Here is an 18,165-nt window from a genome sequence, read left to right as displayed (position 1 = left end):
CTTAGCTGTGCACGGCAAGATCCTTGCTGAACGCCAAATGCTTGATGTCCTCGGGGTCTGCGGCGAGGTCGAACAGCGCCTTGTAGCCCGTGGCAAGGTAGAGGTTTTTCGCCTCCGGCTGGCGCGGGCCGGTGGTGAGGTAGAGCTTCCGGTAGCCGCGTCGTCGCGCCTCATTTTCCAGTTCCGTCAGGACCAGGCGTGCCAAGCCGCGACGTCGGTGGGCCGAGTGCGTCCAGATCCGCTTGAGTTCGGCAGTGTGGTCGTCATAGCGCCGGAACGCGCCGCCGGCCACTGACTCGCCATTCTCCTGGATGATGATCAACGCGCCGTGCGGGGCAGCGAACTCTTCGGCAGGGTACCGGTTCAGTTCCTCCGCGGCCCCTTCGCTGCTGAACAGGTCGCCATAGCGGGTGTTGTATTCGACGGCGAGCTCGTCCAGGAGGGGGCGAACGCGGGGATCGCGCATGGGCAGGCTGAGGACGGTCAGGCCCGACGTCGGCAGGGTTGGCGTTGTTGTCATGTCAGGCCTTTCGTAGGTGGAATCCAAGTAGGTAGCAGTTAATGCCGTTTTGAGGGCTCATAACGGCGTTAACTGCGACTCAGTTGGGCGGGCGGCAGCAACAGTGGACAGTATCCTCCGCGCGAGGGCGTCGTTCTCCCGGAAGGGTGCTGCGTTGGTGTTGGGCCGTGCAAAAGCCCCGGCACCCCACCCGGACGTCCACGGGCCCACCGCGAACAAACCCCTCTGAGGAGTACCAACAGGGGACAGGACCTCGTGATTCCCGGAGACCAGCAGCTTTCCTGTGGAGTGGGCACCGTCGGAGGTGAGGAGCCGCTGTTCGGTGCCCCATCCGGCGTCGTGCAGGTCAAACAACGCGGGGTTGGCGGAACGTTCCACCGAAGCGGCAGGCAGCCGCGCCTCAATGTACGCGGCGGCGTCCACCACAACGGGCGATTGGAACGAGCCGGCAACGAACCTGCCCATGGAATCGTCGGCACGGACCCACATGCCCGGACCCAGGAACTTCAGGAACCCGGCCCGGTGAAGTGCCAGCATCTCGCGGAGGCGGTGGGAGGGCGGCCCGGAGTCGACGAAGCTGAAGAAGCCGTGCCACCACCCGTGAATGGCCTGCTGGGAGCGGGCATTGAGCCTTTCCTGCGGGACCAGGCGGCCGAGGTCCATGTAGACAAACAGCAAGGCGGTGAAAAGGGCCAGGGTCTCGGAATGGTCGGGGCTGGTGCGGAGATCAAGGTCGCGCTGGATATACGCGGCCACCGAGCGTTGCACTGAGTCATGGTCGGCGAACGCGCAGCCGCTCAGGGGATGGTCCAGCTTCTCGAGGTCCAGGCGTAGCGCCGGATCCGGCACGGAGAAGTTGACCAGTTCTTCGCGGGCAGCGCTGTACCAATCGAGGGCCTCGAAACGTGACTCAAAACTGGTCCACGTCCCCAATACCCGCTCCGGGTAGCCGGTGAAGAGCTCGCGGTAGTAGGCGTACCCGGCGTCCTTGGCGATCAGCGGCCACAGGTGCTTGCGGAAATCGAGTTCCTGATGCTGGGCGAGGAGCGCATCAATGGCCTCTGCGGTGAAGTATCGCGGGCGGGCGATTGGCTCGCCGCGCAACGTGGAGGAGATCTTGGAGTGGAAAGGTACACCGCGCCGGGACCCTGCCCAGACCCGCGGTTCGGCGCCGGAGGCTACGTAGTCCAGGTGGCCATCGGGCGTTTCTTCGAAGCGGCCACCACGTCCCTCGAACAGCAGCACGAGCAGGTCCACGAACGCCAGGCCCATCCCGGAAACGATCACGTCCTGGCCGGGTTCAATCGCGGAGTAGTCCACGTCCGTGGTGTACGACGGCGGCGCATGGAACCCGCCGTGCCGGGCAGCGAATTCGCTGAGGCGGGCGGACTCGGGGTCGGGAACGGAATCTGTGTGCCCCAGCGCATACACCACGACGTCGGCAAGCACCTCCGCACCGGAAGCCAGCCGCACGCGGTGAGGACCGTCGTCGAGCCCGCTGTGAGACCCAGCGGAGGCGCCGTCCGCAACCGAACGCTCGACGGCGGTGGCCGTGTCCCGATGCACGGTGACCGTCGCGTCGGAGCCCAAAGCGCTGACAGCCCGGCCGAAGAACCATTCAAGGTACTTGCTCTGAAGTTGACGGGTGGGAAACGACCCCGGAGTCAGCGAGCGAAGCTGTTCGAGCAGGTGCGGCTCCAGCGAAGGAACATCCCGGATGCTGCCGTCCAGCACGCCCGACGCCCACGTGGACAATCCCGGCCCCTCCACCGACGGGCCGTCGCAGGCTACGGAGGCGTCCGTGAACATGGTGACGTCCGCAGCCGTGGAGTTCAGCAGCAGCCCGGGATCCTGGTCATAGCGCCAGATCCTCCCGGAACCGGGTTCATGGGGTTCGATGACGTGGATGTGCAGGGGACCGAGGAACAGCGCAGGACGGTTGGCGGCAAGTCGTTCCAGGACGCCGGCGGTGCGCGGGCCGCCGCCAATGAAGGCGATGGCTGGAACTCGTGACGGCATGGGATCTCCTGAAGAGCAGTGGTGTTGTGATGCCCAATCTAGGGACGAACCGGGCCGCTGGTCGAGGCGGTGGTCACGGCCGTTCACCACGCGTCACGTCACGTTAAGGCGCGCAAAGAAGGGACGCATATGGCGCCTGATGACATCGATTATGACGTTGTACGAACCCTTGCGAAGCCGCGCGAAGTCCAGTGAAGAAGTGCAAATTCCCGCCTTGCTGCGGGGTTTCGCACGCCCATAGATTGGCAGCCATCCGATAGACAACAACCGATCTGAAATGAGGTGGCGCATGAGTGCAATCGCACCGCCTGCCACGGCGGACACTGCACCGCCCACCCCGGATTACTCCGAGTACAAGCTGGTCCCTGCCCGTCACCCGTGGCGGTGGGTGGGCACCGTGCTGGTGGCTGCCGGCGTGGCCGCCATCGCGTGGTCGCTGGTCACCAACCCGCGCTGGGAGTGGGGCGTGGTGGCCGAGTGGTTCACCGCCCAGTCGGTAGTCAACGGGCTCATCGAGACCCTCAAACTCACGGCCATCTCCGGTGTTCTTGGCTTCGTCCTCGGCTTCATCCTGGCCCTGATGCGCCTGTCGGCCTCGCCGTTGCTGGTCTCGGTGTCCTGGACGTTCTCGTGGATCTTCCGCTCCACTCCGCTGCTGGTCCAGCTCCTCCTTTGGTACAACCTGGGGTACCTGTACGAGAAGATCAGCCTGGGCATCCCGTTCACGGACGTCCGCTTCTTTGAAGCCCAGACCACCACGCTCATCAGCCAGTTCGCCGCAGCGGTCCTCGGCCTCACCTTGAACCAAGCGGCCTACTCCGCCGAAATCATCCGCGGCGGCATTCTCTCCGTGGACCAAGGCCAGCTCGAAGCTGCCTCGGCCTTGGGCATCCCGGCGTGGAAGCGTTCCACCAGGATCGTGCTTCCCCAGGCGATGCGGGCCATCCTGCCCAACGCGTTCAACGAGATCATCGGCCTGGTCAAGGGCACCTCGATCGTTTACGTCCTGGCGTACTCGGAGCTGTTCTACACGGTCCAGGTCATCTACAACCGGACCCAGCAGGTGCTGCCACTGCTCCTGGTGGCGACGCTCTGGTACGTGGTGATCACCTCTGTGCTGAGCATCTTCCAGTACTACATCGAACGCCACTTCTCCAAGGGCGCACTGCGGACCCTGCCGCTCACCCCGTTGCAGAAGGCCCGCAAGTTTTTCACCACACACGTTGCTGTCTCTCCCACCAAGGACGCCCGATGAGCATCATTGCTTCACGCAAGGAAAACACGACGACGGCGGCACAGCCTGACGCTGAAGCTCCGGCCCGCGATTCGGCCGGCACAGTCCCGGCCGGAAAAGCTCCGGCCGGCGCAGCCAAGGCCGCCACCCGCGGTCAGGTGGACATCACCAACGTCCGGAAGTCCTTCGGCGCCACAGAGGTGCTCAAGGGTGTTTCCTTGTCCGTCCCACCGGGCGGCGTCGCGGTGATCGTGGGGCCGTCGGGCTCGGGCAAGTCCACCCTGCTGCGCACCATCAACCACCTGGAAAAAGTCGACGGCGGCTACATCACCATCGATGGCGAACTGGTGGGCTACGAAGTCCGCGGCAACAAACTCCACGAACTGCGCGAGAAGGACATTCTCAAGCAGCGCACCCACATTGGCATGGTGTTCCAAAGCTTCAACCTGTTCCCGCACCTCACTGCCCTGGAGAACGTTATCGAGGCGCCCATCGTGGCCCAGAAGCGTTCCAAGGCCGAAGCCCGGAAGCGAGGATTGGAGCTCCTGGATCGGGTGGGCCTGAAGGACCGTGCAGACGCCTACCCGCGCCAGCTATCCGGAGGCCAGCAGCAACGCGTGGCCATTGCGCGGGCGCTGGCGCTTGATCCCAAGATCCTCCTTTTCGACGAGCCCACCTCAGCACTGGACCCCGAACTCGTCAACGAAGTCCTGGACGTCATCCGCGAACTCGCCAAGTCCGGTACCACGCTGATTGTGGTCACCCACGAGATGGGCTTTGCCCGGGACGTCGCAGACACCGTGGTCTTCATGGACCAGGGCCAGATCGTCGAATCCGGCACCCCGCAGGATATCTTCGCGAACCCCCGCGAGGAACGTACCCGCAGCTTCTTCTCCAAAGTCATCGAACCAGCTTTCAACATCTAGGACACTCCATGCTTCGCAAGACCCGCACCTTTGCCACGAATAAGAGCAAGCTCCTGGCGCTCGCAGTACTTCCCGCCGTCGTGCTTCCCGTGCTGGCCGGGTGCTCCGATCCCGGGGCGTCGGCAGCCAAGCCGGAGTCCGAAGCTGCCAAGAACGGCGTTGTCTACAACACCTCCGTGGACCAGAACCGGATCCGCGGCGAGAAGGACACAGCTGCCGCAGCGGCCGTCCCGGCAACGATCGCCAAGGACGGCAAGCTGACCGTGGCTACCACCGCTGGTTCCATTCCGCTGTCCTTCCACGCCACGGATGACAAGACGCCGATCGGTGTGGAGGTGGACATCGCCCAGCTGGTGGCCGACAAGCTCGGCTTGGAGCTGGACCTTCAAGTGACGTCGTGGGAGAACTGGCCGCTCAAGACACAGTCCGGTGACTTCGAAGCCGTCTTCTCCAACGTGGGCATCAACGCAGCCCGCGTGAAGCTGTTCGACTTCTCCACCTACCGCGCCGCGTACATGGGCTTCGAAGCGAAGAAGAGCTCCACATACGACATCAAGGGTTCAGACGACATCTCCGGGCTGAAGATCTCCGTGGGCTCCGGCACCAACCAGGAGAAGATCCTGCTGGCCTGGAACAAGGAACTCGAGGACAAGGGCAAGGCGCCGGCCACCCTGCAGTACTACTCTTCGGATGCCGACACCATTCTGGCCCTCTCTTCGGGCCGCACGGACTTGAACCTGGCACCGTTCCCGTCCGTCACGTACCGCGAAAACACCCGCGACGACCTCAAGGTAGTGGGCAAGGTCAACGCCGGATGGCCGGCCGAAACGCTGGTAGCCGCCACAACGCTCAAGGGCAACGGATTGGCTCCGGCCATCACCGACGCACTGAACTCCACCATCAAGGACGGCTCCTACGGCAAGGTCCTGGAACGCTGGGGCCTCTCCGAGGAAGCCCTGCCGGAGTCCAAGACCGTCACCGAAGCGACGTTTGGGACCCCGGCCGGGACCACCAAATGAAGTTCCAGGTCCTTGACATCATTCCGCACCTGAAGAACCCGGTGACCGGAGAGATCGTCTCCACCGCCGACCGGCTGAACCAAGTGGTGGAAACGGCCCGCCGGGCCGAGGAGCTCGGTTTTGACAGCTTCTCCGTGGGGGAGCGTCACGCCGGCGAGTTCGTCTCGTCGTCCCCGACGACGGTTCTCGCCGCGATTGCCGCCGTCACCAGCCGCATCCGCCTGCAGACCGGTCTCACCGTGCTCTCCGTCCTGGACCCTGTACGGGTGGCGGAGGACTACGCCACCATCGACCAACTGAGCCGAGGCCGCCTGGAGCTCGTGATCGGCAAAGGCAACGAAGTCCTGCAGTATCCGCTCTTTGGCCTGTCATTGGATGACCAATGGGACCTGCTCGCCGAGAAATACGCGCTGCTGCGCACGCTTTGGCGCAAGGAAAGTGTCACGTGGTCGGGTCGCTTCAGGCCCGCGCTCACCGAACCAACCACGACGACGCCCCGCCCCTTTGCGGGGTCGCCCCGGATTTGGCACGGCTCGGCTACAACCCTGACGTCCGCTGCGCTCGCCGCCAAGTGGGGCGACCCGCTGTTCACGGCCAACGCCATCCAGCCACGGGAGAACTACAAGGTCCTGATCGACCACTACCGCGAAGAGTACGAGCGCCACGGGCACGATCCGCGGCACCAGTACCTCGGCTCCGGCAGCGGCGCCGGCGGAGTGTTCATCGCGGACACCACGCAGGAAGCCATCCGCCAGTACGGACCGGTCTATGAAGGACTTACTGCCAGCCGTAACGTCCCCGGCAACAACTCGCCCTTCCGCGACATCGAGCACGCCGTGGCCGAGGGACCGGCACTGGTTGGCAGTCCGGAGCAGGTCATCGACAAGATCCTCAGCTACCACTCGCTGTACAACCACGATCTTCAGTCAATCTCCTTGCCTACTACGCTGCCGTTCGACCAGCAGCTGGAGATTCTGGAACGCTTCGCCCTCGAAGTTATCCCGGCCGTTCGCGCTTCCGCGCCCAGCACGCTGTGGGAAACCGGGGATCCCTTTGCGGGCCGACCCGAATTTGCCGGGGCCACCGAGCCGGACGCCGCAGCAACCGTGACAGCAGACCATGCCTTCAACAGGAGTGATACCGCACATGTCTACGCACACTGAAACAGCACTCGAAGCCTTCGACGAGGAATGGCAGGAGTGGCACGAGGCCCATGAGCGTCACCGTGCCCACCCGCACGGCTTCCTCGCAGTGACCCACCTGCACTGGCTCGGCAGCGAAGCGACCCGGCTGGAAGGTGCGCCGGGCACGTGGAGTGTGGACGCCGACGTCGTACGTGTGGTCCTGGAGCCGGGCGAAAGCCTGCAGCAGGATGGGGTGGAATTGAACACCGGCTCGGGCAAAACGCTGGAGCTGGGCCCCATCGAGGAACGCGGCGGGATCAACCTGGTCTCCTGCGACACCGTGATCGAGGTGGCCAAACGTGGCGGCGAGTACATCGTTCGGCCTCGAAATCCGCAGAATCAGCTGTTGCAGGAGTACCAGGGAACACCTGCATACACCCCCAATGCCGCATTTGCCGTGGCAGGTACCTTTGTTCCCTTCGATGCTCCGCGCCCCACCACGGTGGGTGCCGCCGTCGAGGGTATCCAGCATGTTTATGAAGCACCGGGTGAGATCCGCTTCAAGCTGGCCGGTGAAGAACTTGCACTGACCGCGTTCAACGGCCACGCACCCGGCTCACTGTCCGTGCTGTTCACAGACCAGACCTCCGGCAAGACCACGTACGCGGCCAACCGCTCGCTATCCGTGGTTCCCGCAGCTGATGGCTCTGTGCAGCTCGACTTCAATCGAGCCGTGAACCTGCCGTGCGCCTACACCGACCTCGCAACCTGCCCGCTGCCGCCTGCCGAGAACCGGCTTCCGGTGGCCATTGAAGCCGGCGAAAAGATCCCCTACGAACGTCAGGACCAGAAGTGAGCTCCTCCGAAGAAAAGAAGGCCGGATTCCTGGCCATTGAACTCGATGGCGCCGGCTATGAGAACCTTGCAACCGCCGTCCTCGCCGCCGAGTCCGCCGGCTTCCACGCGGCAACCTTCACGGACGGACGGGTTCCCGGCCGCGCCAACGCCCTGCAGCGTGCCGCGTTCGCCGGTCCCGTCACCCGGAACATTGCCGTGGTCCCTGAGGTGGACACCGTCTACACGGAGCCCTTCCATATCTCCACGCAGCTCGCGAGCCTGGACTACGTCTCCGGCGGCCGTGCCGGGTGGATTGTCACAGCCGCTGAGTCGCCCGAGGCCGCTGCCGCCGTCGGACGTTCGTCGGTGGAAGGCGCCGCGCTGGCACACGAGGCCGCAGCGTCCATCGAGGTAGGCCGCCGGCTGTGGGACTCCTGGGAGGACGACGCCGTGATCCGGGACGTCGCCACCGGCCGCTACATCGATGTGGACAAGCTGCACTATGTGGACTTTGAAACACCCTCCGATTTCCCGGGTCCGGGCTATTCCGTGAAGGGTCCCTCCATCATTCCGAGGCCGCTGCAGGGCCAGCTGCCGGTACTGGCCGCGGCATCGCTGGTGGGCGAGGGTTTGGTGCCTGCTGATGCCGTTGATGCTGTGCTCGTCTCTGCCCCTACTCCGGAGCTGCTCGCTGGGGAGGTTCGCGACGTGCGGGCCCGCCTGGGTGCGTCCGTGGCGATTGTCGTCGAGCTCGACGTCGTCCTGGACGCGCGCGGCGAAGCTGCGGCTTCGCGCTCCGGGTCCGCTGAGGAAACCGGACGGGCGCGGTTTATCGGCTCTGCCGCGGCTCTCACCGATCTTCTCGACTCGCTCCTCCAGGAATCCGACGGTGTCCGTCTCCACCCTGCCGTCCTGGACGTGGAGCTGGATGAACTTTCACGGGCAGTCCTTCCGGAACTTCGTCGCCGCGGTTCCCTGCGGGCGCCCATCCAGGACGGCACGTTCCGGGACCTGCTGGGCCTGGGGCCGGCGGAGAACCGTTTCGCAACCACCGCTACCGGCGCAGGAAAGTAAAGGAACACCATGACACGCGACATTTTCCAGCCGAGCGGCCAGATCCAGTTCGGTATCTTCTTCCAGGGCGTCAATTCCGGCACCATTTGGAAGGCCCCGGAATCCGGTTCGCAGACGGACTTCGAGTCGTTCCGCCGGCTCGTCCAGACCGCAGAGCGCGGCAAGTTCGCTGCTTTCTTCCTGGGCGAAGGGCTGCGACTTCGCGAGCACTTGGGCCGCCCGCACGCACTGGATGTGGTGGGCCGTCCGGACGCGCAGACCATGCTGGCCGCGCTTGCTGCAGTAACCACGAACATCGGTTTGGTGGCCACCCAGAACGCCACGTACAACGATCCCGCGGACCTCGCGCACCGTTTGTCCTCCCTGGACCTCATCTCCGGTGGCCGCGCTGCGTGGAACATCGTCACCACGGACAACGCCTGGACCGGTGCGAACTTCCGCCGCGGTGGATACCTGGACCACGCCGACCGCTACCGGCACGCAGAAGCCTTTGTTGAGACCGCCAAGAGGATTTGGGATTCGTGGGAAACGCCGAGCGGTCCAGCGCGGAGGGTCCTTCACGAAGGCCAGCACTACACCGTGGACGTCACCCCGTTGTTGCCCCGAAGCGCCCAGTACCGCCCTGTCCTCTTCCAGGCCGGGGACTCACCTGAAGGGCGCGACTTCGCGGCCCGCCAGGCCGACGTGATCTTCTCCGCACATCCGAAGTTCGACAACGCCGTGGAATTCCGCCGCGACATTGTTGCCCGCTCGGTTGCCGCCGGGCGTGGGGCCAACGCCGTCCAGATCATGCCGGCCAGCGAATTTATCCTCGCTGCCACTGACCAGGAGGCCCAGGACAAGAAGGACTGGGTCCGCAGCCTCCAGATCGGCCCGCAGCAAGCCATTGCCTACCTGGAGCAGTTCTGGGGCCGCGAGCTCTCCTCGTACGACCCCGATGGGCCCCTTCCGGAGATCGATCCCGTGGTGGAAGAAACCTCGGAGACCCGCGGCAGCGGATTCCACGGCGCCAAGGCCCGGCAGCTCGCTGATCAGTGGAGGGCCGAGGCCAAGGACAAGGGCCTTTCCATCCGCCAGTTCGTCACGTCGAAGACGGCACGCGTCGACGCCACTTTCACCGGCTCCTACACCGCAGTGGCGGACCACCTGGCGGAATACGCCCGGGTTGGTGCCGTGGACGGCTTCAACATCTCGCCGTGGCTGGTCCCCACCGGCCTGGATGACATCGTGAACCATCTGGTGCCCGAACTCCAGGAACGCGGCGTCTACCCCACGGAATACCGAGGCACCACACTTCGCGAAAACCTTGGGCTGGAGACGCCGGTGCGCTCGGAAGAACCGGCGCGGGTCCGATGAGCATGGGCCGACTGTTGCAGCTCTGCCGGCGCTGGTTTGGTTTCACGCCGGACCAGCACGGCAGAGCGCCCGACGGCGGCGGGCCGGATGCCGCCGTCGTCGACGGTTCGCGCGGGACCGTCAGCCTGCAGTTGACGGTGTTGGGGCAGCCGCTTTAGAGCAGTTCCTTGAAGACGTTCCAACCCTGGCCGATGGGACCATACGGGCCATACAGCCCTGTGCTTGATGCGCCGGTAAGGTAACTGAGAAGGTTGCCGTTGGCGTCTACGGCAGAGAGCTCGTTGTATTTCGAGTGGCCGGAACTGCCGAGTCCGGCCACTTGGGAGAACGACTCCCACCCGACGCCAACCTGCGCAGGTTCCTCCCAGCCGCCATGGCCGTCGGAGGGGTACTGGTGCAGCTGGCCATACTGGTCGCGACCGAAAATATCCACGGCACCATCGGCGTTCATATCGCCACCGGTGATGATCTTGTTCATGACCTGCCAGCCCCACCCCACCTGCTCGGGGTTGAGCCAGCCGCCGTCTCCATCGCCGGGGTAAAGGAAAAGGCCACCTGCTGCATCGCGTGCCAGCACATCGTTGGTGCCGTCGCCATTGAAGTCGCCCGGGCCAACGATGGCATTGAAGACGTTCCAGCCCTGGCCTACCTGCTCGCGATCGAGCCAACCGCCCTCACCATCGCCGGGGTAGAGGAAGAGTTTGCCTGCGGCGTCCCGGCCGAGGAGGTCGTTGAAGCCGTCGCCGTCGAAATCGCCGGGGGAGAAGACGATGTCAAAGACGTTCCATCCTTGCCCTACCTGCCGGGGTTCGTCCCATGAACCCCAATACGCAGGGCAAGGGCCCTCGCACATGCCTTTGTAGTACGTGTAGGTCCGTGGGTAAAGGATGAGCCTGCCGTCGTTGGTCCGGGCGAGGGGCTCAAAGTTGCCCCTGCCGGTCCACCCCATGGCCCGGCTGGAGGCTTTCACGGGCAGGGATTCCGCGCTCACTTGCGTGCCGGTGGGGCAGCCTTGGTTCCCGGGTGTCAAGGGATGTACCCGCATCGAAATGCGGCTTCCTTGGTCCTCTGGGAGGATCCGCAAGGTTTCCCCTTGCCGTTCCTCCGGGAGCGTCTCGCCGTCGCGCAACCACTCCAAAGTAATGGCGTCGCCCCCACCGTCCGGATTCCTGCAGCCCCAGTAGCTGTAGTCGTACTGTCGGCGCAGCTCGGCACCCACGTACGGGGCGCCGTCGATGATTGGCGTCGGTTGGTTGTCCGCAGTGGCAGGCGGTGCCCCCGCGACCAAAAGTCCAGCTGCCAAAGCTATCGCTGAAAGCGTTGAAAGCCGTGTGGTGCGTGCTCGAACGTTCCCCATGATGTTCCCCCCGGAAGCCTGCATTGACGTTTGTGCTGAGGCTACCGCATGGGCGGCCGGCGGTCAGGAGGCGTGGGGGTTCGGGGCCACCATGAAGACGTCGATCGGGTCCTCGGATTCCAGCATGAAACCATGCCGCTCATACAAGCGGCGGGCGGCGCTGCCCTGAAGCACGTTCAAACGGAACGGGCGTTCGTCAACGGAGGCAGCCATGACGTGACGCAGCACGGCACCGCCCAGGCCCCTGCCTTGGTGGGTGGGAGCAACATAGAAGTGCTCGATCCACCGCTCGTCGGGCTCCGGACGAACGGCAATGACACCGGCATCCACGCCGTCGGTATGGATGATGTAGGTGTACTCCGGCTGGAAACCGTTCAGGAACCGCTCGCGCACACGGACGGGATCGAAACGGTCCAAGCGTTCAAGGTCCGGGCGCATCACCACAGCGCGCAGTTCCGCTATCCAGGCAGCATCCGAGGCAACGGCAGGACGGAGGGCAAAATCGGCAGGCATGGAACAAGCCTATTCCGCCGGACCCAGCCCACCCGCTCAAACCATAGGATGAAACGGACGGAAAGGTGCAGCCACGATGGTCACACGCGAAGAAGTAGAAGCAGCGTACTCACGGACAGCGGGCTGGGTCCGCCACACGCCCCTCGCCGAGAGCGGCGACCAAGAGCCGTACCACCTGTGGTTCAAATGCGAATACATGCAGCACACGGGCTCGTTCAAAGCACGGGGTGCCTTCAACCGGCTCCTCACAGCGAAGGAGAACGGCGAGCTGGACCCGACAGCCGGCGTCGTGGTGGCGTCCGGCGGCAACGCAGGCCTGGCCAACGCGTACGCGGCAGCCAAACTCGGAGTCCCGGCAACGGTGTTCGTCCCGGAGTCCGCGCCGGCGAACAAAGTCCACAAGCTCTATGCCATTGGCGCCACCGTGGTCCAGGGCGGGGCTGAGTACGCCGAAGCCTATGCGGCTGCCGTGCGCTTTGCCGAGGAGAAGGGTGCGGTCTACTGCCACGCCTACGACCAGCCGGAGATCGTGGCCGGCGCCGGTGGAGTGGGGCTTGAACTGCTGGATGAACTGCCCGACGTCGACACCATCCTCGTTGCTGTTGGCGGCGGGGGATTGATGGGCGGCATTGCGGCCGCGGCAGAGGGCAGGGCGCACGTTGTGGGGGTCGAACCTGAAACTGTTCCAACTTTGCACACGGCGTTGGCCAAGGGCGAGCCCGTGGATGTGGCTGTCTCCGGGATCGCCGCGGACTCCTTGGGAGCCCGGCGGATTGGTGGGATCGGCTTTGGAGTTGCCCGCCGCACGGGTGTCGAGAGCGTCCTGGTCACGGACGAGGACATCATCCAGGCGCGTCGTGCGCTTTGGGAGAAGCACAGAATAGTGGTGGAACACGGCGCTGCCGCAGCCTACGCGGCCTTGCTGTCCGGCGCCTACACCCCTCGGGCGGGCGAAACCGTGGCAGTGATCCTGTGTGGGGCCAACACGGACCCCGCCCACTTCTAACGGCACCCAACTGGGTCACAGCAAACGCTCCACTGAGCGGTCATTGCGACATGTGCTGTCACCTACTTGGGTCAGAGGCGCAAAGAATCCCCGCCGGTGATGTCCGGCGGGGATTCGGCGTCGGCAGGTCTGCCCTGCCATAGCGGTTCCTACTTTTTGGGCAGGCCTGCCGGGTTCAGTTCGGACGCGGGAATGGCCTCCGAAGAAAGTCCCCAGCGGTCCAGGATCTTGCCGTAGTTGCCGTCCTTGATGAGGGTGTTAAGCGCGGCCTGGGCAGCCACGGCCAAGCCGTTGCCCTTCTGGGTAGTGAAGGCGATTTCGGCCTTCAGCGGCCAACCACCTTCGAGGGTGCCCACTTCCTTGGTCTTGCCATCCTTGGCTGCCTTGTAAGCTGCCGAAGCGTTGGGCCCGAACGTGAGGTCCGCACGGCCTGACTGGAGGGCGAGCTGGGAGGCGGAGTCGTCGTCGTAATACTGGAACTCAACGGGCTTCAAGCCGTTCTTCTTGTTCTCCTCATCCCAGCGGACCAGGATGGCTTCCTGGTTGGTGCCCGAGCCGACGATGATGCGCTTGCCGGCTACGTCCTTGGGTTCCTTGATGGGAGAGATGTCGGCGTCGGACTTGGCATAGAAGCCCAGGAGGTCGTTGCGGTAGGTGGCAAAGTCGAACTTCTCCTTGCGGGCCTCGGTGACGGTCACGTTGGAAAGCACAGCCTCGTACTTGCCTGACTCGACGCCCAGCGGCCAGTCAGCCCACGCTACCGGTAGAACCTCAACCTGCAGCCCCAAACTCTCACCCACGGCATAAGCGATGTCCACTTCGCTGCCGATCAGGGTCTTGTTGTCTGTGGCGAAGGTGCTCAACGGGGGAGTGCCGCCGGTGGTCACCACGGTCAGCTTGCCGTCGGCCTTAATGGCGTCCGGAACCAAGGCAGCCGCGGCGGAGTCCACCGTCACCTTGATGCGGTCCTGCTGCGGGGTCAGGTTGAACTCCTTGGTGCTTGAGGAGGCGTTCGACGCCGGAGCGGACGCCCCTGTCGCCGCCGTCGCACCCGGGTCCGAGCAGGCCGCGAGCCCGAGCAAAGCGGTGGCGGCCAGCGCCGCGGTGACGCCGGTCTTGGCTGCAAAACGTGCCATTGGTTCTCCTTGGTATGCCCTCTTTGGGAAGTCTGATGCGTACTTGTGGCTGCAACTATCCGGCAGCCCGCTGATACGGGTCAAAGTGCTCTGAAACGCTGGGATACAGGGGTTCATGGCGGTTAATCGGGCGTCGAACGGGGTCACAAAAGCCTCCCGACAGCGGGTGGAAACCAGTGCGCGATGCAACTCACAGAAATAAGCCGGGTGCCGCCGTCGTTGTCGCTTAAGTGCCAGGCAACCAAAGCAGGCACCGCCAACGTACCGAAAGGCCTTCCCGTGACTGTTCCTCTTTCCATCCTCGACCTGGCAACCATCGGCAAGGGCCAGACGGTGGCGGAAAGCCTCGCGGGCAGCGTGGCCATGGCGCAGAAGGCCGAAGAGCTGGGCTACCGGCGGGTCTGGTATGCCGAGCACCACAACATGTCCGCGATCGCTTCCTCGGCCACGAGCGTTTTGATCGCCCACGTCGCCGCCCACACCAACACCATTCGCCTGGGAGCGGGCGGCGTCATGCTGCCCAACCATTCACCCCTGACCATCGCAGAGCAGTTCGGCACGCTGGAGACGCTGCACCCGGGGCGGATCGACCTCGGACTGGGCCGCGCACCGGGCAGCGACCAGAACACCATGCGGGCACTGCGCCGCGACCACACATCCTCTGACAGGTTCCCGCAGGATGTCCTGGAACTTCAGGGCTACCTCACCGGACCCACCCGTATCCAAGGTGTCGAAGCGACGCCGGGCAAGGGCACCAACGTGCCGCTCTACATCCTGGGATCATCGCTGTTCGGCGCCCAGTTGGCCGCTCAGTTGGGCCTTCCCTATGCGTTTGCTTCACACTTTGCGCCGGCTGCCCTGCAGGATGCAGTTGCCCTCTACCGGCGCGAGTTCACGCCCTCAGAGCAGTTGTCGGAGCCCCATGTCATCGCGGGTGTCAACGCTACTGCAGCGGATTCCAACGCCGAGGCCCAGGCCATCCACCTTGCTGTGAAGCGTGCCCGCGTTTCGTTGTTCTTTGGTGGTGGCCGCGAGTTCACGGACGACGAAGCGGACATGGTGCTCGACTCCCCGCAGGGCCAGCACATCGCCCAGATGATGAAGTTCTCAGCTGTGGGAACCAAGGACGTGGTGCGCGATTACCTGGACGAGTTTGCGGCGTTCGCTGATGCCGACGAGCTGATCGTGGCGCACCAGAGCGTCGGCACCGAAGAGCGCTTGCGGTCCGTGGAACTGGTAGCCGAGGTCGCGGGCCTGGTTCCCGCATAAATCCAAGGAAAAGCTTTACGCGTTTGCAATCTACTAGGTAGTCAAGCGAAACCGTCCAGGCGGACACTGTAGGTATCCGCCCCGGAAGGATACGCCATGCCCACGCACTTGAATCAATCAGTTGCCGATTCCGCGCTGCTGATGAAATCGCTCCCGCTTGGCCTGCTCCGGACTGTGCTCCAATCCGACGCGGAGAACGGCATCAGCCCGCAGTTATTCGCGGAGCTGAGGGTCCTTGCCCGGGTTCCTGGTTTGCTAGTGGCCTGCAACTACGGCGGCACCCTCTGCTCGGCGGAGGGCGTATCCACGGAGACCTTGCCCCTGGACAGCGCAGCCGTGGCGCTCCGCGCGCTGGCTGCGCTGCCCAACACCCACACGGCCATCATTTCCGGCCGGTCCCTCAGGGATCTGGCCGCAGTGTCCCGGCTGCCGGCGGAGGTCCACCTGGTGGGGTCGCACGGGGTGGAGTTCGACATGGGCTATGCCTACACGCTCTCCCTCGCCACGGAACAGTTGCTTCAGCAGGTGGCCACCGCGCTGACGGAAGCCGTCGGTTTCGAAAAGGGCATCAGCGTTGTCCGCAAGCCGGTGGGTGTCGCGGTGCACACCCGGCCGGCGACACCCGAAGTGGTGGACAGGGTGGTCTTCGCTTCGCAGAAGATCGCCATCGAGTTCGGGCTCTACTTCATCATTGACGGAACGGTGCTGGACCTGACCGTCGAAGAACCGGCCAAGGGCCAAGCCCTGGAACAGCTCCGTGCGAGGCTTGGCGTCAGCGCCGCTCTGTACGCAGGTGACGCCGAGAGCGATGAAAAGGCGCTTGCCACCCTGCGTGGACCGGACCTTGGCCTGCACGTCGGACCGGGGGATACGACGGCGGGACACACCATTCCGGACCCGGAAGCCTTTGCACACGTGCTGGCTTTGTTGTTCGAACTGCGCCGGGCGTGGCTCTTTGGCGAAGACGCGGTAGGCCTGGAACGGCATTCGATGATCGGCAACGGAAGTTCCACAGCGCTGCTCACCCCGGATGCAAAGGTCTGTTGGATGAGCCACCCCCTGCCGGATTCCGGCTCGCTTTTTGCCCACATCCTGGGCGGTGATCCCGCCGGCCACTTCAGCATTGAGCCCGTAAAGCCATCCCCGGTACTGGCCCAGCGTTACGTGGAAAACACCATGATCGTGGAAACCCGCTGGGCCGATGTCACGGTGACTGACTATCTGGAGCCCGCACCCGAGGGCATCACCAGCCTGGTCCGTGTCCTGTCCGGGACGGGTAACGCGCGTGTGGTGTTCGCGCCAAGGCCTGACTACGCCAATGCGCCGTTCAACATGGAGATCCGCGGCGATGAGGTCCACATCATCGGGACATCGGATCCCATCATCCTCTCGGCGCCGGGCGTTGTTTTCACCATCACCAGCGACGCCAAGTACGCCACGGCAACGGCAGAGGTCGCATTGGGTGATGGTCCCGTAGTGCTGAATATGCGCTGCGGTGACACTGAGCCGCCACCCGCAGACCCGGCCGGCGAACCTCACCGGCGTGCCGCCGTCGGGCTGGCAGCGCGCGAGTGGGTCAAGGCACTCCAGGTGCCCACCATCAAGACCTCGCTGGTGCGGCGCTCCGCGCTGGTGCTGAAGTCGCTGGTCCACGAGCCCACCGGTGCCGTCCTCGCCGCACCCACCACGTCCCTGCCTGAAGGCATCGGCGGCACGCGTAACTGGGATTACCGGTATTGCTGGCTGCGGGACGGGTCCATGACGGTGAACTCGTTGGTGTCGTTGGGATCCACGGAAGAAGCCGACGGTTTCCTGGGGTGGCTGGGCCGGATTCTGGAGAACGCGCCGGGACCGGAATGGCTGCACCCCCTCTATTCGGTGACGGGCGCGCCGCTGTCCACGGAGGCCATTGTGGAGAGCCTTCCCGGGTATGCGGGATCGCGGCCGGTGCGGATCGGCAACGCCGCGGACCACCAGGTGCAATTGGACGTGTTCGGGCCCATCGCCGAGCTGATCCACGATCTTGCCGAGCGGCGCGGATTCCTCCCGGACCAGCACTGGTACCTCATGGAGCAGATGGCGCATGCCGTGCTGGCCCGCTGGCACGAGCCGGACCACGGGATTTGGGAAGCCCGCCGGCCTCCGCGGCACCACGTGTACACCAAGGTCATGTGCTGGATGACGCTGGATCGGGCGCTCCGGGCTGCCGCTTTGCATGGCCGGGTTCCTCATGCGGACTGGTCACCTACCGCGGACACCATCCGCACGGAAGTCCTGCACGAAGGGTGGGATGAGTCCGCCGCTTCCTACACCGTGGCCTACGACAGTCCGGACCTCGATGCCGCCGTCCTGCACATCGGATTGTCCGGCCTGCTGGACGCCCAAGACCAGCGTTTCCTGGATACCGTGACTGCCGTTGAACGCGAACTTCGCGTGGGGCCCACCGTTTTCCGTTACAGGTACGACGACGGCTTGCCGGGTTTGGAGGGCGGCTTCCACATCTGCACTACCTGGCTGATCGAGGCGTATCTGGCAGTGGGACGCCTGGACGATGCGCTGGAGTTGTTCAACCAATTGGTGGCGCTGTTTGGCCCCACGGGCCTGCTGCCCGAAGAGTACGATCCCGGCACCGAAACACACTTGGGCAACCATCCCCAGGCGTACTCGCACCTGGGCTTTATTCGCTGTGCGCAGCTCCTGGACCACTATCTGGCCAGCGCGGACGTGGAGTAACCCAAGTAAGTCGCAGCAGAGCGCGTTTTGAGCGCTGAATAC

16 protein-coding genes are annotated in these 18,165 nt (G+C 64.5%); 11 read left to right on the top strand and 5 right to left on the bottom strand.

The genetic code is table 11. The features are described 5' to 3' along the window. Window position 1 precedes the first annotated feature (1 nt). Both AYX22_RS19925 and AYX22_RS19920 read right to left on the bottom strand, forming a co-directional pair. The gene (locus AYX22_RS19925) at window positions 2–520 is read right to left on the bottom strand and encodes a GNAT family N-acetyltransferase (RefSeq protein ID WP_207595225.1); all 519 of its coding nucleotides are present in this window, start codon (window positions 518–520) and stop codon (window positions 2–4) included. Window positions 521–577: 57 nt separating this feature from the next. Beyond that, on the bottom strand, window positions 578–2,539 hold the full coding sequence (locus AYX22_RS19920; RefSeq protein ID WP_207595224.1) for an FAD/NAD(P)-binding protein: 1,962 nt from the start codon (window positions 2,537–2,539) through the stop codon (window positions 578–580). Window positions 2,540–2,828: 289 nt separating this feature from the next. On the opposite strand from AYX22_RS19920, the gene AYX22_RS19915 reads away from it, so the two are divergent. Genes AYX22_RS19915 through AYX22_RS19880 form a run of 8 tightly spaced genes read left to right on the top strand, consistent with a single transcriptional unit; the run spans window position 2,829 to window position 10,267 of the window. Further along, window positions 2,829–3,794 carry an amino acid ABC transporter permease gene (locus AYX22_RS19915; protein ID WP_207595223.1) on the top strand — a complete coding sequence of 322 codons (966 nt, stop codon included), beginning with the start codon at window positions 2,829–2,831 and terminating at the stop codon, window positions 3,792–3,794. Then, window positions 3,791–4,699 (top strand): amino acid ABC transporter ATP-binding protein, encoded by a 909-nt coding sequence (locus AYX22_RS19910; RefSeq protein WP_242703421.1) that lies wholly within the window; start codon window positions 3,791–3,793, stop codon window positions 4,697–4,699. The genes AYX22_RS19915 and AYX22_RS19910 overlap by 4 nt, the downstream gene beginning before the upstream one ends. A gap of 8 nt (window positions 4,700–4,707) precedes the next feature. After that, a complete protein-coding gene (locus tag AYX22_RS19905; RefSeq protein WP_207595222.1) occupies window positions 4,708–5,718 on the top strand; it encodes an ABC transporter substrate-binding protein in 1,011 nt (336 codons plus the stop codon). Further along, complete coding sequence (locus AYX22_RS19900) at window positions 5,715–6,881, top strand: LLM class flavin-dependent oxidoreductase (RefSeq protein ID WP_207595221.1); 1,167 nt, start codon at window positions 5,715–5,717, stop codon at window positions 6,879–6,881. Before AYX22_RS19905 ends, AYX22_RS19900 begins: the two co-directional genes overlap by 4 nt. Further along, on the top strand, window positions 6,865–7,698 hold the full coding sequence (locus tag AYX22_RS19895; RefSeq protein WP_207595220.1) for a DUF1684 domain-containing protein: 834 nt from the start codon (window positions 6,865–6,867) through the stop codon (window positions 7,696–7,698). The genes AYX22_RS19900 and AYX22_RS19895 overlap by 17 nt, the downstream gene beginning before the upstream one ends. Next, window positions 7,695–8,753 (top strand): LLM class flavin-dependent oxidoreductase, encoded by a 1,059-nt coding sequence (locus AYX22_RS19890; RefSeq protein ID WP_207595219.1) that lies wholly within the window; start codon window positions 7,695–7,697, stop codon window positions 8,751–8,753. The genes AYX22_RS19895 and AYX22_RS19890 overlap by 4 nt, the downstream gene beginning before the upstream one ends. A gap of 9 nt (window positions 8,754–8,762) precedes the next feature. Continuing rightward, window positions 8,763–10,109, top strand: a complete 1,347-nt coding sequence (locus tag AYX22_RS19885; RefSeq protein WP_207595218.1) for an NtaA/DmoA family FMN-dependent monooxygenase — start codon at window positions 8,763–8,765, stop codon at window positions 10,107–10,109. After that, entirely contained in the window at window positions 10,106–10,267 is a 162-nt protein-coding gene (locus tag AYX22_RS19880) for a hypothetical protein (RefSeq protein ID WP_207595217.1), read from the top strand. The genes AYX22_RS19885 and AYX22_RS19880 overlap by 4 nt, the downstream gene beginning before the upstream one ends. Here the strand turns inward: AYX22_RS19880 and AYX22_RS19875 are convergent. Together AYX22_RS19875 and AYX22_RS19870 are read right to left on the bottom strand one after the other, a co-directional pair. Beyond that, window positions 10,264–11,466, bottom strand: coding sequence for a VCBS repeat-containing protein (locus AYX22_RS19875; protein ID WP_207595216.1), 1,203 nt, complete (start codon window positions 11,464–11,466; stop codon window positions 10,264–10,266). The two genes, AYX22_RS19880 and AYX22_RS19875, sit on opposite strands and share 4 nt — an antisense overlap. A 63-nt stretch (window positions 11,467–11,529) precedes the next feature. After that, the gene (locus tag AYX22_RS19870; protein WP_207595215.1) at window positions 11,530–11,979 is read right to left on the bottom strand and encodes a GNAT family N-acetyltransferase; all 450 of its coding nucleotides are present in this window, start codon (window positions 11,977–11,979) and stop codon (window positions 11,530–11,532) included. A gap of 76 nt (window positions 11,980–12,055) precedes the next feature. On the opposite strand from AYX22_RS19870, the gene AYX22_RS19865 reads away from it, so the two are divergent. After that, entirely contained in the window at window positions 12,056–12,985 is a 930-nt protein-coding gene (locus AYX22_RS19865; RefSeq protein WP_207595214.1) for a threonine/serine dehydratase, read from the top strand. 149 nt (window positions 12,986–13,134) lie between these two features. Here AYX22_RS19865 and AYX22_RS19860 read toward each other — a convergent pair whose 3' ends face one another. Continuing rightward, window positions 13,135–14,121, bottom strand: a complete 987-nt coding sequence (locus AYX22_RS19860; RefSeq protein WP_207595213.1) for an ABC transporter substrate-binding protein — start codon at window positions 14,119–14,121, stop codon at window positions 13,135–13,137. 279 nt (window positions 14,122–14,400) lie between these two features. On the opposite strand from AYX22_RS19860, the gene AYX22_RS19855 reads away from it, so the two are divergent. After that, complete coding sequence (locus AYX22_RS19855) at window positions 14,401–15,390, top strand: LLM class flavin-dependent oxidoreductase (protein ID WP_207595212.1); 990 nt, start codon at window positions 14,401–14,403, stop codon at window positions 15,388–15,390. 96 nt (window positions 15,391–15,486) lie between these two features. Continuing rightward, complete coding sequence (locus AYX22_RS19850; RefSeq protein WP_207595211.1) at window positions 15,487–18,123, top strand: trehalase-like domain-containing protein; 2,637 nt, start codon at window positions 15,487–15,489, stop codon at window positions 18,121–18,123. Window positions 18,124–18,165: the final 42 nt, after the last annotated feature.

Source organism: Arthrobacter sp. D5-1 (genome assembly GCF_017357425.1).
In the GTDB taxonomy this organism is placed as follows: Bacteria; Actinomycetota; Actinomycetes; order Actinomycetales; family Micrococcaceae; genus Arthrobacter.
The sequence above is the reverse complement of the archived record's forward strand: the minus strand, read 5'-3'. Positions and strand labels throughout refer to the sequence as shown.

What these genes read in the sequence shown, in the direction of transcription:
- AYX22_RS19925 (WP_207595225.1), bottom strand. Translation starts at nt 520, where the DNA reads ATGACAACAACGCCAACCCTGCCGACGTCGGGCCTGACCGTCCTCAGC.
- AYX22_RS19920 (WP_207595224.1), bottom strand. Translation starts at nt 2,539, where the DNA reads ATGCCGTCACGAGTTCCAGCCATCGCCTTCATTGGCGGCGGCCCGCGC.
- AYX22_RS19915 (WP_207595223.1), top strand. Translation starts at nt 2,829, where the DNA reads ATGAGTGCAATCGCACCGCCTGCCACGGCGGACACTGCACCGCCCACC.
- AYX22_RS19910 (WP_242703421.1), top strand. Translation starts at nt 3,791, where the DNA reads ATGAGCATCATTGCTTCACGCAAGGAAAACACGACGACGGCGGCACAG.
- AYX22_RS19905 (WP_207595222.1), top strand. Translation starts at nt 4,708, where the DNA reads ATGCTTCGCAAGACCCGCACCTTTGCCACGAATAAGAGCAAGCTCCTG.
- AYX22_RS19900 (WP_207595221.1), top strand. Translation starts at nt 5,715, where the DNA reads ATGAAGTTCCAGGTCCTTGACATCATTCCGCACCTGAAGAACCCGGTG.
- AYX22_RS19895 (WP_207595220.1), top strand. Translation starts at nt 6,865, where the DNA reads ATGTCTACGCACACTGAAACAGCACTCGAAGCCTTCGACGAGGAATGG.
- AYX22_RS19885 (WP_207595218.1), top strand. Translation starts at nt 8,763, where the DNA reads ATGACACGCGACATTTTCCAGCCGAGCGGCCAGATCCAGTTCGGTATC.
- AYX22_RS19880 (WP_207595217.1), top strand. Translation starts at nt 10,106, where the DNA reads ATGAGCATGGGCCGACTGTTGCAGCTCTGCCGGCGCTGGTTTGGTTTC.
- AYX22_RS19875 (WP_207595216.1), bottom strand. Translation starts at nt 11,466, where the DNA reads ATGGGGAACGTTCGAGCACGCACCACACGGCTTTCAACGCTTTCAGCG.
- AYX22_RS19870 (WP_207595215.1), bottom strand. Translation starts at nt 11,979, where the DNA reads ATGCCTGCCGATTTTGCCCTCCGTCCTGCCGTTGCCTCGGATGCTGCC.
- AYX22_RS19865 (WP_207595214.1), top strand. Translation starts at nt 12,056, where the DNA reads ATGGTCACACGCGAAGAAGTAGAAGCAGCGTACTCACGGACAGCGGGC.
- AYX22_RS19860 (WP_207595213.1), bottom strand. Translation starts at nt 14,121, where the DNA reads ATGGCACGTTTTGCAGCCAAGACCGGCGTCACCGCGGCGCTGGCCGCC.
- AYX22_RS19850 (WP_207595211.1), top strand. Translation starts at nt 15,487, where the DNA reads ATGCCCACGCACTTGAATCAATCAGTTGCCGATTCCGCGCTGCTGATG.